We start from the raw sequence: 16,187 nt of genomic DNA on the forward strand, positions 1-16,187 counted from the left end.
GCATCAAAGTCCGGGAGGCCGCCTGAGGTCGAGGGTCAGGGGGAATTCAGGATGGGGATGTTCCGGCTCGGGCCAGTAGCTGCCGGGGGTGTGCCCCATCTTTTCGAACCGCGCAAGGCGGCGTGCTTCGGCCTCGTTGCCGTTGACCGGGAAGGTTTCGTAATTCCGACCGCCCGGGTGGGCCACGTGATAGGTGCAGCCGCCAAGCGCATGGCCTGTCCAGGTGTCGAAGATGTCAAAGGTCAGGGGCGCGTTGACCGGCAGCACCGGATGCATGGACTCCGCCGCCTGCCATGCCTTGAAACGCACGCCCGCGACGCTGACACCGTTTGTGCCGGTCGCCGTGAGGGGCACGGCGCGCTTGTTGCAGGTCACGATATATCTGGACGGATCGCCGCCCGAGAGCTTGACCTGCATCCGTTCCACTGAGCTGTCAGTGTAGCGCACTGTGCCGCCGATCGCGCCGCGTTCGCCCATCACATGCCAAGGTTCGAGCGCCTGACGCAGTTCGAGATGAACGCCTTCGTATTCTACCTCGCCGCAGAAGGGGAAGCGAAACTCAGCCTGCGCCTCGAACCATTCGGGCCGGAAGGTGAACCCGTGATCACCCAGATCGCGCAGCACGTCCATCAGGTCCTCCCAGACGAAATGCGGCAGCATGAAACGGTCGTGGAGCGTCGTGCCCCAGCGCACCGGTTTGCCTTTCACGGGCGATTTCCAGAACCGGGCAATCAGGGCGCGGATCAGTACCTGCTGGGCAAGGCTCATCTGGGCGTCGGGCGGCATCTCGAAGCCTCGGAATTCGACAAGGCCAAGTCGGCCGGTCGGGCCATCGGGCGAGAACATCTTGTCGATGCAGATCTCGGCCCGGTGGGTGTTACCGGTGACGTCGACGAGGATGTTGCGCAGCAGGCGGTCGGTGAGCCATGGCGCGGGGGGCGTGCCTTCGCCCGGCGCGTGGATCTGGTTCAGTGCGATTTCAAGTTCGTAGAGGCTGTCATGGCGAGCCTCGTCGACGCGTGGTGCCTGGCTGGTGGGGCCGATGAAGAGGCCGGAGAACAGGTAGGAGAGCGAGGGGTGGCGCAGCCAGTAAAGCACCAGCGAGCGCATCAGGTCGGGTCGGCGCAGGAACGGCGAGTCATTCGGGGTCTCGCCGCCGACAACCACGTGGTTGCCGCCGCCGGTGCCGGTGTGTTTGCCGTCGATCATGAACTTGTCGGCCCCGAGGCGGCAGAGCTTGGCTTCTTCGTAGACGGCCTTAGTGGTGGCGACGCAATCGTCCCAGTTGTCGGCAGGATGGATGTTCACCTCGATCACGCCCGGGTCGGGCGCGACGCGGATCACGTTCATGCGGGGGTCGTGTGGCGGGGCGTAGCCTTCGATGTGGACGGGGAGGTCTAGTTTCTTGGCCGCTGCTTCGGCGACATGGATCAGATCGAGATATTGCTCGAGCGATTCAACCGGTGGCATGAAGACGCAAAGCCGCCCGTCGCGGGGTTCAACCGAGAGCGCGGTACGCACGGCGCCGCCGACCGCGTGCAGTTCTTGCGGGATCAGATCTTGCGTGGCGCCGGTCGCATTTGGCGCGCTGACCGGCTGGCTGCGGCCTTCGGTGGCTTCGGGTCCCCCGAAATCGGAGGCTTCCTCGGCGAATTCGGGCAGAGGGCCGCGCGGCTCTGTGGGATCGGTCGGGTAGGTATAGGGGAATTGAGCAGGCGGCACATAAGGCAGCGTGCCGAGCGGGATGCGGTAGCCGACCGGGCTGTCGCCAGGCACAAGGTAGACGTGGCCGCGCCGGAGCTTCCATTTCTCCGACCGCCAGCGGTGACCGCTGGCCTTGGACTGCCATGCCTGCACCGGCAGGATATACCCCGAGGGTTCGGTCAGCCCGCGCTCAAAGACGCGGGCAATGCGGTGGCGTTCCTCGGGGTCTTTCAGCTTGGAGTTTTCAGGGGTGACGTTTTCGGGCAGGTTGCCTTCCTTGATGATCCATTCGGCTGGATCCTCATAGGCCGGCACCACGTAGTCGGGCTCGATGCCGAGACCGCTGGCGATTTCGCCAAGCAGCTTGCTGGCGTCTTCCTTGCTGGCACCGGTTTTGGCGCCTTCGCGTGCGATCAGGGCGTCGTCTTTCCAGATCGGCTTGCCGTCCTTGCGCCAGTAGAGCGAGAAGGTCCAGCGCGGCAGGGTTTCGCCCGGGTACCATTTACCCTGACCGTAATGCAAAAATCCGCCGGGCGCGAAACGCTCGCGCAGGCGTCGGATCAGGTCGTCGGCAAGGCCGCGTTTCATTGGCCCGACGGCGGCGGTGTTCCATTCGGGGGATTCGAAATCGTCGATAGAGACGAATGTCGGCTCGCCGCCCATTGTCAGGCGTACGTCTTCTTCCTTGAGCACCGCGTCGACGTTGTGGCCGAGCTCGTCCAGCGCCTCCCATGCCTCATCCGAGAAGGGTTTGGTGATGCGCGGGTGTTCGGCGGTGCGCGTGACGGTCATGTCGAAATCAAAATCGACCTGAGGCGCGCCTGCGGAGGAAAAACCGCCGACGATGGGTGCGGCGTTAGAGTAATGCGGGGTCGCGGCGAGCGGTATATGGCTTTCCCCGGTCAGAAGGCCCGAGGTCGGGTCAAGCCCGATCCAGCCTGCGCCGGGCAGGTAAACTTCGCACCAGGCGTGGAGATCGGTGAAGTCGTGATCGGTGCCAGCAGGGCCGTCAAGCGCGACCAGATCGGGTTTCAGCTGGATCAGGTAGCCCGAGACAAAACGCGCGGCAAAGCCGAGGTTGCGCAGGATCTGTACCAGCAGCCAGCTTGTATCTCGGCAGGAGCCGCGTACGGTGCCAAGAGTTTCCTCGGGCGTTTGCACGCCCGGCTCCATCCGGATGACATAGTTGATTTCATTCGAGAGCCGCGCGTTCAGACCGACGAGGAAGTCGACGGTGCCGGTCTTGTCGCGGGGGATCGATTTCATGAAATCCGCCAGCAGTGGCCCGGGCGTTTCGGTCTTGCGGTAGATCGAAAGGTCTTCAACGAGTTCGGCGGGGTAGTCGAAGGGCCACTCTTGCGCGGTTTCATCGACGAAGAAATCGAACGGGTTGTAGACGGTCATATCCGCGACGAGATCGACCTCGATGCGGAATTCGGTGACGGGTTCGGGAAAGACAAAGCGCGACAGCCAGTTGCCGTAGGGATCTTGCTGGTGATTGACGAAGTGGTTTTCCGGGCTGACCTTGAGCGAATGCGAAATCACCCTTGTCCGGCTGTGCGGTGCGGGCCGCAGCCGGATGACCTGCGGGCCCAGCGTCACGGGCCGGTCGTACTTGTAATGGGTCAGGTGACGGATGCTTGCGGTGATTGCCATGTAACTGTCTTTTCCTTCTTGGAAAGCTGCGATGCAGCAAAGACGGTTTGCGATCACATGTAAAGGGAAAGGCCCGAAGCGGGCTTGGCACGGCCTCGGCTTGCGGGTCGGATGCGCGGGAAAACGGCGCGGCGGATTGCGCCGTTCACCGGGGTGCCGTGCCCGTATTTGCGGGCACGGCGAAGGTCTTTATCAGCTGAGGACGGCTTCGACCGCGCGCTGGGTCGCACCGACGATCTTGTCCGCCTCTTCGCGGGTCAGGCAGAAGGGCGGAGCAAAGCCGATGATGTCGCCCTGCGGCATGGCGCGGGCGATGACCCGGTCCTGTTCCAGCATCTTGGTCGACACCTGCGGGCCGATCTTCTTGGCGGGATCGAAGAATTTGCGCCCGTCGCGGTCTTCGACGAATTCCACGGCGCAGAGCATACCTTCGCCCCGGATGTCGCCGACATTGGGGTGATCGCCAAGCGCGGCCTTCATCTGCTGGTTCAGGTAGGTGCCGACATTGCCCGCGTTCGCCACCAGACCCAGCTTGTCGAGCAGGTTGAGGTTGGCCACGCCCGCAGCCGCGCCGATCGGGTGGGCGGAATAGGTCCAGCCGTGGCCGATGGGGCCGTTTTCGTCGGTGCCCTGTTCCAGAACCTTCCACATCTTTTCACCGACGATAGAGCCGGAGAGCGGCGCGTAGGCCGAGGTGAGACCCTTGGCGATGGTTATGAGATCGGGTTTCAGACCGTAATGATCGGAGCCAAACATGGAGCCGAGTCGACCGAAACCGGTCACGACCTCATCCGCGATGAGCAGGATGTCATGCTTGTTCAGAACAGCCTGAATGGCTTCCCAATACCCGGCGGGGGGCGGAACGATGCCGCCGGTGCCAAGGACCGGTTCACCGATGAAGGCGGCGATGGTGTCCGCGCCTTCACGCTCGATCAGCGCTTCGAGCTCAGACGCGCAATGGGCGACGAATTCGGATTCGCTCTGGCTGAGGTCTTCGCGGCGGAAATAGTCCGGGGCGATGGTATGGGTGACCTGTTCGACCGGCAGGTCGAATTTCTTGTGGAACAGTTCCAGTCCGGTCAGCGAGCCGGTCACCAGCCCCGAGCCGTGATAACCGCGCCAGCGCGAGATGATCTTTTTCTTTTTCGGCAGGCCGCGGATGTTGTTGTAGTACCAGACCAGCTTGACGTTGGTTTCGTTCGCATCCGACCCGCCGAGGCCGAAATAGACTTTGGACATGTTATCGGGCGCGCGATCGAGGATCATCTTGGAGAGGGTGATCGACGCTTCGGTGCCGTGGCCGACGTATGAATGGTAATAGGCCAGTTCGCTCGCCTGATCGGAAATGGCCTGAGCAATTTCCTGACGGCCGTAGCCGACGTTCACGCAGTAAAGCCCGGCAAAGGCGTCGAGCAGCTTCGTGCCGTCGCGATCTTCGATATGGACACCCGATGCCGTCCGGATCACCCGGTTGGCGCTTTCCCCGCGCGCGTGCTGGGCAAGATGAGTCGAGGGGTGAAAAAAGTTTTCTCTATCCCATTGATCCAGTTGATCGTTCTTCAGCATGTCGGGTCCTTTTCTTGCGAATTCTGGGTGACACCTACGGGATTCGCGGCCGATCAACCATCCCTTTGCCGGGATTTCCTGTGCCCAAAGCCCCCTGCAATGACCGCTATTAGCGCAATAATCGTATCGGCGGCACTTGGCCGAGCGCCAAAAAATTTCGCGACTTTCGCAAACCTAAAGGAACCGGAAGCCCCGCTAGGCTGTTTGATATCCGAGAGCCAGACGGAAACTCTGGCCGAGTAATTGGTAGGAGAGAAATGATGAAACGCCTTTTGATGACTACTGCCCTGATTGCGGCGAGCGCAACCGGTGTATACGCCCAGACCAACACCGAAGCCGCTGCTGAATCCGACGCTGCCGCACCGATGCATAACGGTTCCGACAGCATGTTCCGCAGCGAACCGGGCCCGATGGAAATCCACGCGTCGAACTTTATCGGCATGCGTGTCTACACCAGCGAAAACGAAGTTGACCAGGAAGGCTACGAAGGTCTTCAGGACAACTGGGAAGACATCGGTGAGATCAACGACGTGGTGCTGAACCGTGATGGCAGCGTAGACGCCGTTCTGGTCGATATCGGCGGGTTCCTCGGTATTGGCGAGCGCCAGATTTCCGTCGACATGAACGCCATCAAGTTCGTTTCCGATGACGCGACTGCCGAAGACGAGGGCGATTTCTTCCTCGTGATAAATGCCAGCCGTGCGAACCTTGAAGAAGCGCCCGAATATAGCTGGGACCGCGCCGAGAACGACGCTGAAATGGCTATGAACGACGCTGAGAACGCTGCCGAAAACACCGCCGACGACGTTGTCGTTGCTGCTGACAATGCAGGCGACAAGATGGAGAACGCTGCGGAAGAAACCGGCGATGCGATCGAGAACACCGCTGAAAACGCTGCACAGGAAACCGACGAAGCGATCGATAACGCTCAGGGCGAGCTTCAGCCGATGACCGATGACGTCGCAAGCGACGAAGCTGCCAATCCGGCTGCAACCGGTGCCGCGACTGGCATGGCCGCAAACGAGACCATGAACTCCGACTCGGAGATGGCCAATAGCGACGCCGCGACCAACGAGATGGTTGCCGACGAAGGTTACACGATGGTTCGTGCTGACGAACTCACTGCGGACGACCTGACCGGCGCGCGCGTTTATGACTCGACCGATCAGTGGATCGGTGAAGTTTCCGAGCTGCTGTTGGACGGTTCGTCGAAGATTGACCGTGCGGTTGTTGACGTAGGCGGCTTCCTCGGCATTGGCGAAAAGCCGGTTGCCCTGGCATCGGACGAGCTGAACATTCAGCGTCAGAACGATGGCGACGACATCCGTGTCCGCGTCAACATGACGAAGGAACAACTCGAGTCGCTGCCCGAATACGAAGATTAATTCGTAACCGAGTACACTCCAAACTTTGGCCCGCCCTTCAGGCGGGCCATTTTTTATGTGCGCAGGTTACGCGGCGTGCTGTCGAGCCTTGAATGGAATTGACGGAGCGTTTCGCGGTCTTGTTCATTCTCGAGATCTTTCTGCATCCGGCTCAGGAGTTTGTGAACATGTGCGTCGCAAAGCGCATCCGTTTCCGTATAGGGCCGCGAGTTGCCAAAACCCTGTTCCAGCACGTCAAGAAAGGTGAGACTGCCAGTTCTCACACGGCCGCTTCGATCCTCGCGCAGACCTGATTTGTAATTCGCGGCGGTCAGGCTGGCAGCGAACATCCAGTTCAGGCAGTTGATCGCGGTGAACGGGTCATTCACTCCCGGCGAGAGAGCACGGGCCGACATTTCGACCAGTTCATCGACGAGGAACAGGAGGTTCTGATCCTCGGTGCGGCTGTGGCCGATGGCAAAACAGCCGCGCAGTTTGCCAGAGGTTTCCTCGTCAGGTTTTTCGCCCCAGATGTGAAGGGCGGGGGTCTCTTCACTCACAAAATCGCCGGGCGGGGCGACCACGTAGATCAATAGATCATTTTTCTTTGAAATTTCTGTCATCAGCGACTTGTCGAAGGCCTGAACATAGCCGCTGGTGCCGAGATACAGGATGGTATCCGGGTCTCGCTCGGGCCAGTCGTGGTCTTTATCGTCATCCTTTTCATCGTCTTCGATAAGGCTCTTGATAGCAGCGACCAGCTTGTTGCCGAGATCCGCCGTGATGTTGCCCACGTTGATGGTTTCGGGAATGTGATGGACAAAAAAGATCACGGTAAAGACCGAGACGCCCATCAAGCCCATGGAAACCATGATCGACAGATGCGGCACATAGGCCTCGATCGGATCTTCGCCGCCCGCATCGGCCGGGTCCTGAATGGCGCGGGCGACCATTACGGCAAAGACGAAAGTGGCAATCAAAATGCCGAGGCTGAGTTGGTTGCCCCGGTCGCGCATGAAATTTCCGATCAGGCGCGGGCCGAAATTGCCCGACGCAAAGGACACGGCGACCATCGTCATGGAGAACATGACGCCGGCGACCCCGAATGCAGACTGGGAAATGATGCTCATCAGCGAGCGCGCACCGTCGACCTGGGTGTTCGAGAATGTCTCGGGCAGGGAGAACGGCATGTCATCCATGTGCCGATCGACATAAAGCGTTGCGAGCGCCAACAGGACCGACAGCAGAACCAGCGAGGTTGGAAGAAACCAGTAGCTGGCCCGGATGTCCTGAAGCAGTTTGGCGATTTTTGCGCCTGAATCCAAAATCTTGCCCTTTCCAGATATTGAGGGCAGCCCGGTTTTGCCCCGTCCCAGACTTAAGCCACGTGGGGCGCAAAGCAAATGCAAAGGCACGATTCGGGAACCTGAGACGTCTTCAGGCGTTAATTGGCAGACGCCCCGCAACGGTTAGAACGTATCGGAACGGGACAAGTAAATTGCCAAAACAAGGAGCGTTGAAATGCTGGAAGGACTTGGCGGACTAATTATTCTCGTGCTGGACATCTGGGCGATCATCTCGATCATCGGGTCGGCCGCAAGCACGGGTAAAAAAGTATTGTGGGTTCTGCTCGTGCTGATCCTGCCTGTCATCGGCTTTATCATCTGGCTTGTCGCCGGGCCGAGATCGGGACAGAAGATCGCGTGACGAGACAAGGAAAACGGGCCATCGGGCCCGTTTTTCGTTTCTAAAGCAAGGGGCGCGGCTTGGGCAGCGATGCTTCCGATCTGGCCATCTCGGCGAGCTTTTCGAGGTCATAGACCTTGAGGCTGTCGTTCGACCAGTTGGCCAGCTGACTCGCCCGCAATTTCGCCAGCGTCTTATTCGTGTGAACGAGCGACAGCCCCAGCGCATCGGCGAGATCTTGCTGGCGATAAGGGAGATCCATCGCCCTGTTTTCCACCAGACCAAGGGTTTTTCCACGAAGAAAAATTTTGAGAAGCGCCCATGCGATGGCCTGTGAGGCCGAGCGCTGGCCGAGAGAAAGCAATGTTTCACCAAGGAAATGCTCCTCGACAGCGGCGAGCCAGGTCAGATCGAATGCGCGCTCTGGTTGAGATTTGAAAAGTGTCCATATACCTGAGCGATCAAAGACGCACAGGGTCATTTTCGTGGTCGCTTCGACGGAATGGCCCATTTCCCGCATGATGCCTGCCTGCAAGCCTATGAAATCACCGGGAAAAATAAAGTTTATAACCTGTCGTCTGCCGTCTTCGGTGGTTTTGTAGCGCAGGCCAAGGCCGCGCAGCACCGTAAAGAGCTGCGGACTGTTCGAGCCTTCCATGAGGATGGGCGCGCCGGCGTCGACGGTGAGTTCGCCAACCTTGAAACGCTCCATGAACTTGATCTCCTCCGGGGTGAGATCGATGTAGGCGTCCTTGTTTCGCAGGGGGCATCTTTGACACTTGATTGGCATGCTGCGGTCTTAACCTTGTATGTCATAGTTTAATGCGAAGAATTCGCAGCGTCGTTAAATGTCTCCTAAAATACGGAGCTTTTCCTCGATGCCAAATCTTTTCGTAGTCGATCCTGACCCTGTGATCGCTTTGGACCTGTCCGAAGCGCTCGCAGAGTTTGTGCCCGACGGCGTCGTACATGTTTTTTCGTCGATTGCAGATGCACATGACGCGTTGGTGCGCATCGCCAAGCCATGGCTTACCATTGTCAGCGTTCCCTCGTCGGAGCTACGTAGCCCGCGGGTGAAGGAAACCCTGCACGTTCTTTCGGAGCGCACTGTCGTGGTGGCCGAACAGCCAGAGTACAATAACCTCGCCGTTCCGAACTCGATCCTTGTTCAACGGCCATTCACAACAGACATGATCTCGAGCGCGATCGTCAATCTCGGCGCGCCCCGGCGTTGAGCCCAGCCTGCATTCCATAGAGAAACGCCTGCACAAGCGGCGGAGATTTCGGTGGCAAGGATGAGGCTGCTGCCTGAACCCGTTGTTGCTGACGCACTGCGTGACGTCGACTGCTGCCGTTGCTCATCAGCGCGACCGCGATGAATATCAGGCCTACGCCAGCGTAACAGCATCCGATGATCAGCGAAGCCGTAAGCGCGTCATATGTGATGGAAAGATAGATCCAGGCCGCGAGCGTTAAAAAGCCTAGGCCAATGAGTAAAATCAGCAGTCCCACAGAAAGCAGGGCTGCTGTTCGGGCGGCATCTGCCGCCGCTTGCTTTACACCATTAAGCATATTAGCGGCGGCTGGTCAGGCAACCGATAAGAAAGCCGATACCGGCGGCGATGCCGAGGGCGGTGGCGGGTTGCGCCGATACGAACTCTGTCGCCTGATCGCGCGCGTCGCGTGCTTGGGTCGAAATATAATCTTCGGCTTCGGCTTTCTTGCGGCGAGCGGTGTTCGTCAGCTCGGATTTCTTTTCGCGGCCGATTTCGGTGATCGTTTCCGTCAGCGACGACAGGTCTTTGCGGAGCGTTTCAATCTGCGCGCTGAGTTCGTCGACAGTTTTCTGCTGAGTGCTATCGGAAGCGCCGGGGTTCAGTTTCGTCGTAGTATTGGCCATTTCGGTCTCCTTTAAGGAATTTCTGTGGGAGCTTGGTGGGCTAACGCGCCGACTGGATTAAAGTTTCGCAATCATTAAGCAAGCTGACCAGAAAAATTGAAACATGCATTTCATCCACATGTTTTGAAGGGCATCGGCTAGGGATTGAAATGAAAAACCCGGCTGGAGGAGCCGGGTTTCTCGAAAGCGTTTTGCCGGTTAATTCACGCGTTTTTCAGCGTTTCGGTCGAGGCAAAGAACATTGCCTGGCTGACCGCCGATTTAACCTGATCTTCCTTGTAGGGTTTGGAAATCAGGAAGGCCGGTTCGGGACGTTCGCCGGTAAGCAGACGCTCCGGGAATGCGGTGATGAAGATAACAGGAACATCACCGATTGCCTTGAGCAGGTCGTTCACCGCGTCGATTCCAGAGGAATTGTCAGCGAGCTGGATGTCCGCGAGGATCAGGTCCGGCTTTGTTTGCTTGCCCAGTTCAACAGCGCTTGTCCGGGTGCGACCGACGCCGGTGACCTCGTGGCCAAGATCGGTCACGATGGCGCTGATATCCGCTGCGATGATCGGTTCATCCTCGATGACGAGAACCCGTCCGGAGATCGCACTCTGCATGTCCATACGGGCCACGTTGATCAGGTGACGCACCTCGTCACGGCTGATCTGCATGATCGTGCTGATGTCCGCGATGGAAAACTCCTCAACGGTCGAAAGCAGCAGCGCCTCGCGCGTGTTTTTCTCAAGATTGCCAAGATAGGCCTGAGCCTTTGCGAAAGTGGATTCCTGCTCGATCTCGGCCATGGGAGCACCGCTGCTCGACCAGATGGCATGGAAGCATTTGAACAGTCCGACCCGGACGGAAACGTCGTCGGTAAAGACGGAACGATCCTGTAGAATCGTTTCGAGCGTCGCAACCGCATATTTGTCACCGCTCGATTGAGCGCCCGTCAGAGCACGTGCATATCTTCTCAGATATGGAAGCTCCCCGGCTATCTGGTCGGAGAGGTCAGGTGTCGTGTCACCATCTGACATATTATTTCGCCTTTTTTTCATATCAGTCGGAACCGAACGTCTGATCATTGCGTTTGGTTCCTGATGTAGCATAGGTTTTTTGAACGGCAGTGGGAATAGCAGAGAATTATGATGGCGACAGAGAACAATAAAGGATCGGATCGGGTTGCAGCGATAATCGATCAAAATCTGAAGCTGGTCTATTCGGATCTCGTGCAAGAAGACCTGCCGGACAGGTTCAAGGATTTGCTCGCAGTACTGAAAGCTCAGGAAGCGGAAGAGAAGTCCAAGAAATGAACAAAACTGATCCTCGCGACGGTTTGGTCGACCATCTTCCTGCGCTTCGTGCCTTTGCGCTCAGCTTGACCCGGAACGGTGCCACGGCGGACGACATGGTGCAGGATACCGTGGTCAAGGCCTGGACCAACATAGACAAGTTCAAGGAAGGCACCAACATGCGTGCCTGGCTGTTCACTATCCTTCGCAACACTTACTATTCGAGCCGTCGCAAGCTGAACCGCGAAGTCGCCGATGTCGACGGTGCGTTCACGTCGACACTGTCCGTGAAGCCCGACCACGACGGTCGCATGCAGCTGACGGACTTCAAGAAGGCATTCGAGACCCTGCCGGACGAACAGCGCGAGGCGCTGATTCTGGTCGGGGCCTCGGGTTTTTCCTACGAGGAAGCCGCGTCTATGTGTAAGGTGGCCGTCGGCACGATTAAAAGCCGAGCCAACCGGGGCCGGGCCAAGCTGGCTGAAATACTGCAATTGGAAGATGATGGACCGATGGAACTGACCGATCAGGCGACGATGGCTGTCGTTGCTGGCGCCGGTTCCACCACTAGATGAGTTCAGAAGTGCCCAAAGAGCATCGTTGGTGGAATAGTCTTCGCGCCAGGTTGATCGTAATGATCTCCCTGGCGCTTCTGCCTGTTGGGCTGATGGCTATTCTCCAAACGCGAAACGTAACCGAAAAGGCGCGGCGTAATGCCGAGCTTGCGCTGCTGGCGATGGTCGAGCAGTCGGCGTTGCAGGAGCGGCTGGTGATCCAGCGGGCGTTCGGCGTTGCCGATGGGATCGCCGAGATTGCACCGGAAATCGAGGGCGATGTAGATCAGTGCACGGCGCAACTTGCAGGCATCGCGGAACGCTCTCAACGCTTCAGTTTCATCGGCATTGTAGACACCGAAGGTAACATGGAATGCTCTTCGACCGGTACCCAGATGAATGTCAAGGAGAGCGAAAACTACTACGGTTTTCTCGGCTCTCGCGAACCCTCGATCAGCGTCGTATCCCGCCCGTCGGTCACGCGCTCTCCGGTCATTTCGGTTGCGGTGCCCATCCTGAGCGGAGATCAGCTTGACGGGCATGTGCTGATTTCGATCCCGCACCATACGCTTTCGCCGCCCGAGCAAGACGACAAGGAAGCGGCGATGGCCTTGAAGGACATCGTTACTTTCAACAGCAAGGGCGATGTTCTGTCGTTTCGCGGGGGGGAGGAGTTCCGCCCCGAACGGCTTCCGGCGGGTCTGAACCTTGCGGCCCTGACGACAGATACCTCGAACGCGTTTTCAAGCCTGAACCGTCTGGGACAGGACCGTATTTATAGCGTCGTACCGATACAGAACGGCCAACTGTTCGTGTTGGGGATATGGGATGCGCAGTCGGGGCTCGCCGAACAGATCGTCGGGCGCTATCCACAGCTTATCTTTCCGATCCTTATGTGGCTGGTTAGCCTTGCCGTTGTTATCGGGGCCATCCATCACCTTGTTTTGCGCCATGTGCGCAGCCTGCGTCGCCAGATGGTCCGCTTTGCGCGCGACCGTGCTTTGCAGGAGCCGAAGACAGTAAATGAAATGCCGACGGAACTGAGAGAGATCCAAACAAGTTTCAGTACCATGGCTTATTCAATCATGCAGGACGAGGCTAATCTCGAAGATGCAGTGCGTGAGAAAAACGTGCTGATCCGAGAAATTCACCATCGGGTGAAGAACAACCTCCAGCTCATTTCGTCGATCGTGAACATGCAGATCCGGAATGTAGAGAGCCCGGAGGCAAAAGAGATCCTTCGGCGGGTGCAGGATCGCGTCCTGAGCCTCGCAACCATTCACCGCGATCTTTACCAGTCCAACTCGGCCGGGCTGGTGAATGTCGGGAACCTCATCAACGAGGTCATCGAGAAAAGCGTCCACATAGGCTCGGACCAGAGTAAGCCGGTTCAGATTGAATCCGATATCGAGGATATCATGCTTTACCCGGATCAGGCGGTGCCGATGTCGCTTTTGGCGGCTGAAGCTGCGACCAATGCAATGAAGTATGTCGGTGCAGCCAACGGTGGTGACCGCTGGATCAAGGTGTCGTTCGTTGCAGGCGAGGGCAAGACTCGTGTGTTTCATCTGTCAAACTGCGTGGGCGATGAGCCTGCCATGCAGGGCACGGGCATGGGCACCAAATTGATCAAGGCCTTTGCTATTCAGCTTGACGCCAAGCTGGACGTCGAAGATCAGCCCGACGAGTATGCCCTTACCGTGACGTTCGATGCGGCGGATTTCATAGCGCAGGCGGAAAGCTACTGATGAGACCGGTCCCGCAAACTGCGGCCTCTCGGGATTTTCAGGTTTTTATAACCGCCGGCGAGGCCTACCCCGAATTCGAACGCATGTTTCTGAATGCGCGCGAGAGCGTCACGCTGGCGTTCCGGATCTTCGACCCCTGGACAAAGCTGCATTCGCCAGAGGCGCTTGAAATTGGCGACACCTGGATGGACCTGATCGCGCACACCCTAAGCCGCGGTGTGTCCATCGACCTGACCATCACCGATTTCGATCCTGTGCTGCGTCCGGACCTGCATCGTGGCACATGGTCTTCGATTCGTGCGATTGCCGCCGCTGGTGAACTGTCTACGAACCCGGATCTGCTGCGGGTCCATGCGTCGATGCATCCGGCGCGGGTCGGGGCGATCACGCGCCTTGCGCTTTGGCCGCGCACCTATCTCGAAATCCGAAAGACGGTTTCGAAGATCAACACCGACGATCATGCGCATATTGATCGTTTCATGTCCGAAGTGCCGTTTCTGAGGCGCAACCTTCGCCGCTTCAAGGACAAGCTGGGCGCGCGGCTGCTGCCGCTGCCTTTCCTTGTGCCTGTTACGCATCACCAAAAGCTCGCGGTTTTCGACCGGGACCTTTTGTACATCGGCGGGCTGGATCTGAACGACAGGCGCTACGATACGCCGGCCCATGAAAGACCGGCCGACGAAACGTGGCATGACATACAGGTCAGCGTTAAAGGCCCCGAAGTCGAAGATGCGTTGCGACATCTGGAGACCTTCGAAGATGTCACTCTGCGCCAGATTGACCCGCCCAAGTTGCCAAACCTGATGCGGACACTGTCTCGCAAACCGAAACTCAACCTGTTCCGGCTTTCGCCGAGCGTCTGCGTAACGGAATTGTCGGATTTTCATCACGCTGCCGTCGCGCGGTCGGAGAACCTGATTTACCTCGAAAGTCAGTTTTTTCGGGATGTGAAATTGGCCAAGAGTTTTGCCAAGGCGGCCAAGAAAAACCCGGCATTGAAGCTCATACTGATTCTCCCAGCGGCCCCGGACGACGTCGCCTTTGAACAGTCATCAGCGGGGGACGCTCGCTACGGAGAATATCTGCAGGCCAAAAGCGTCAAGATTCTGCGCGAGGCTTTTGGCGAAAGGATTTTCATCGGGTCCCCGGCGCGACCCGTGCCCAGCGACACACCCGACCGAAGCCGGATTTACGGGGCACCGATCATCTACGTGCATGCGAAGGTGTCGATCTTCGACCACCGTGAAGCTGTCGTTTCCTCGGCAAACCTGAACGGTCGATCACTGAAATGGGATACCGAGGCGGGCGTGAGAATATCTGAACCCGAGCACATCTCGCATCTGAAGAAGAAATGTTTCGAGCACTGGCTGGTCGAGGGCGTAAACGAATCTTTCTTTGATCCGGATCAGGCGGTCGAAGCATGGCGCAACCGTGCCCGCGAGAACGCGCGCGCCAAGCCCGAGGATCGCAAGGGGTTCATCGTGCCCTATACCTCGGCCCCGGCGCGGCGGTTCGGTCATTCCTTGCCGGGGATCCCCGAAGAAATGGTCTGACCCAGAGAGGCCTCGGCGATGGTAATCATCCAGATCATCAGAGGCAGTGCAATGATGCCGCCGAGCGGTCCCCAGAGCCACAGCCAGAACACCAGTGACAGAAAGACGAGCAGGGGGCTGACTTTCATCTGCTGACCGACAAAGGCTGGGGTGACGAACTGGCCCTCCATCATGTTCATGCACATGTAGAGCGCGGCGGGCGCAACGCTGATCGGCCCGTCGAATACCACGAGACCTGTCACCAGCAGGGTAAAACCCATGACGATGGGGCCAAGGTAGAGGATAAAGTTCAGCAGAAAGGCGAGCATCCCCCAAAAGATTGGGGCAGGCATGCCGAACAACTGCATGGCCCCCGCGACAAAGCAGCCGAAAACAAGGTTTACCGAGGTGATGGTCAGCACGTAACGGGCGACCTGCTGTTCCGCGAATTCAAAGTCATGCTCGGTCAGCTTTTTCAGCGACGCGCCGATCCAGGAATAGACCTCGACCCGGACGAGCAGGAAGAAATAGAGCGTCCCGGCGAAGATCATCACCTGACCCAGAACCTGCGGCGCGTAGAAAAGCGCATCCGAGGCGCTGGGCATGTTCATCGAGCCTTCCGAGGCGGCCTCGCGCGGGGTTTCGGGATCGACCGAGGCGGCAACATCCTTGGATATCTCGTCCAGCCCCTGCAGCATCTGGCGGGCGCCTTCGATGGCTTCTCGGAACTCGCGCCAGATCATGGGCGCGCGGTCCAGTGCCTGACTGACGTAGGGTTCAAGGACCAGCACGATCGTGGCAAGCGCAAGGAGTACGATGACCAGCGTCGCAAGTGCAGCAAGCGCCGGACGAAGGTTCAGCCGCATCCAGAGACGTGAGACCGGCGAAAGGACGATGCCCAGAACAAAGGCGGCCAGCACGGGGCCAAAAAAATTCTGAGCATAATCCAGTACGGCAAAGACAATGACGAGCGAAACAAGAATGACGGCGACCCGGATGAGTGCCGAACTTTCGCGGACAGGGGTGCGCAGCAAGCTGGTTTTTTCTGTGATTGGATTTTCGATAGTCGGAGAAATTTCGTTGTCCATCAAGCGGTCAAAATCCATTTAAGACAGTCAATTAGCCAGAGGCCGAAATTTTGCGAGGGGAGCCGCTTTTTAGCCACCGATAACATTGGCACTTCACATAACTCCTGAACCC

The 16,187-nt window shown here is 58.3% G+C and carries 15 protein-coding genes; 7 read left to right on the top strand and 8 right to left on the bottom strand.

The features are described 5' to 3' along the window. Window positions 1-3: 3 nt before the first annotated feature. Window positions 4-3,360 carry a transglutaminase family protein gene (locus tag MF268_RS10890; protein ID WP_238370892.1) on the bottom strand — a complete coding sequence of 1,119 codons (3,357 nt, stop codon included), beginning with the start codon at window positions 3,358-3,360 and terminating at the stop codon, window positions 4-6. Between the two features lie 192 nt (window positions 3,361-3,552). Continuing rightward, on the bottom strand, window positions 3,553-4,926 hold the full coding sequence (locus MF268_RS10895) for an aspartate aminotransferase family protein (RefSeq protein ID WP_238370893.1): 1,374 nt from the start codon (window positions 4,924-4,926) through the stop codon (window positions 3,553-3,555). A 260-nt stretch (window positions 4,927-5,186) separates the two neighbouring features. Here MF268_RS10895 and MF268_RS10900 point away from each other — a divergent pair, with 260 nt between their 5' ends. Beyond that, window positions 5,187-6,311 carry a PRC-barrel domain-containing protein gene (locus MF268_RS10900; protein ID WP_238370894.1) on the top strand — a complete coding sequence of 375 codons (1,125 nt, stop codon included), beginning with the start codon at window positions 5,187-5,189 and terminating at the stop codon, window positions 6,309-6,311. A gap of 53 nt (window positions 6,312-6,364) precedes the next feature. Here MF268_RS10900 and MF268_RS10905 read toward each other — a convergent pair whose 3' ends face one another. Next, entirely contained in the window at window positions 6,365-7,615 is a 1,251-nt protein-coding gene (locus tag MF268_RS10905; protein WP_238370895.1) for a DUF2254 domain-containing protein, read from the bottom strand. A 196-nt stretch (window positions 7,616-7,811) separates the two neighbouring features. Between MF268_RS10905 and MF268_RS10910 the strand changes: the two genes are divergently transcribed. Further along, complete coding sequence (locus tag MF268_RS10910) at window positions 7,812-7,997, top strand: PLDc N-terminal domain-containing protein (protein WP_238370896.1); 186 nt, start codon at window positions 7,812-7,814, stop codon at window positions 7,995-7,997. A 40-nt stretch (window positions 7,998-8,037) separates the two neighbouring features. On the opposite strand, the gene MF268_RS10915 is transcribed toward MF268_RS10910, so the two are convergent. Then, a complete protein-coding gene (locus tag MF268_RS10915; RefSeq protein WP_238370897.1) occupies window positions 8,038-8,766 on the bottom strand; it encodes a Crp/Fnr family transcriptional regulator in 729 nt (242 codons plus the stop codon). A gap of 88 nt (window positions 8,767-8,854) precedes the next feature. Between MF268_RS10915 and MF268_RS10920 the strand changes: the two genes are divergently transcribed. Next, entirely contained in the window at window positions 8,855-9,211 is a 357-nt protein-coding gene (locus tag MF268_RS10920; protein WP_238370898.1) for a response regulator, read from the top strand. Here MF268_RS10920 and MF268_RS10925 read toward each other — a convergent pair. The 3 genes from MF268_RS10925 to MF268_RS10935 form a co-directional block, all read right to left on the bottom strand. Beyond that, the gene (locus tag MF268_RS10925) at window positions 9,186-9,548 is read right to left on the bottom strand and encodes a phage holin family protein (protein WP_238370899.1); all 363 of its coding nucleotides are present in this window, start codon (window positions 9,546-9,548) and stop codon (window positions 9,186-9,188) included. The two genes, MF268_RS10920 and MF268_RS10925, sit on opposite strands and share 26 nt — an antisense overlap. Before the next feature lies 1 nt (window position 9,549). Next, on the bottom strand, window positions 9,550-9,876 hold the full coding sequence (locus tag MF268_RS10930) for an ElaB/YgaM/YqjD family protein (protein ID WP_238370900.1): 327 nt from the start codon (window positions 9,874-9,876) through the stop codon (window positions 9,550-9,552). 203 nt (window positions 9,877-10,079) lie between these two features. Then, window positions 10,080-10,898 carry a response regulator gene (locus tag MF268_RS10935; protein WP_238370901.1) on the bottom strand — a complete coding sequence of 273 codons (819 nt, stop codon included), beginning with the start codon at window positions 10,896-10,898 and terminating at the stop codon, window positions 10,080-10,082. 108 nt (window positions 10,899-11,006) lie between these two features. Between MF268_RS10935 and MF268_RS10940 the strand changes: the two genes are divergently transcribed. The 4 genes from MF268_RS10940 to MF268_RS10955 are packed head-to-tail and all read left to right on the top strand — an operon-like array spanning window position 11,007 to window position 15,008. Beyond that, entirely contained in the window at window positions 11,007-11,174 is a 168-nt protein-coding gene (locus tag MF268_RS10940; RefSeq protein WP_337926797.1) for a NepR family anti-sigma factor, read from the top strand. Further along, entirely contained in the window at window positions 11,171-11,728 is a 558-nt protein-coding gene (locus MF268_RS10945) for an RNA polymerase sigma factor (protein ID WP_238370902.1), read from the top strand. Before MF268_RS10940 ends, MF268_RS10945 begins: the two co-directional genes overlap by 4 nt. A 59-nt stretch (window positions 11,729-11,787) precedes the next feature. Further along, window positions 11,788-13,455 (top strand): histidine kinase dimerization/phosphoacceptor domain -containing protein, encoded by a 1,668-nt coding sequence (locus MF268_RS10950; RefSeq protein ID WP_238370903.1) that lies wholly within the window; start codon window positions 11,788-11,790, stop codon window positions 13,453-13,455. Beyond that, window positions 13,455-15,008 carry a phospholipase D-like domain-containing protein gene (locus MF268_RS10955; protein WP_238370904.1) on the top strand — a complete coding sequence of 518 codons (1,554 nt, stop codon included), beginning with the start codon at window positions 13,455-13,457 and terminating at the stop codon, window positions 15,006-15,008. Before MF268_RS10950 ends, MF268_RS10955 begins: the two co-directional genes overlap by 1 nt. On the opposite strand, the gene MF268_RS10960 is transcribed toward MF268_RS10955, so the two are convergent. Beyond that, complete coding sequence (locus MF268_RS10960) at window positions 14,972-16,075, bottom strand: AI-2E family transporter (RefSeq protein WP_238371135.1); 1,104 nt, start codon at window positions 16,073-16,075, stop codon at window positions 14,972-14,974. The two genes, MF268_RS10955 and MF268_RS10960, sit on opposite strands and share 37 nt — an antisense overlap. Window positions 16,076-16,187 lie beyond the last annotated feature (112 nt).

It is taken from the genome of Heliomarina baculiformis (assembly GCF_019966545.1).
Lineage (GTDB): Bacteria > Pseudomonadota > Alphaproteobacteria > Rhodobacterales > Rhodobacteraceae > Heliomarina > Heliomarina baculiformis.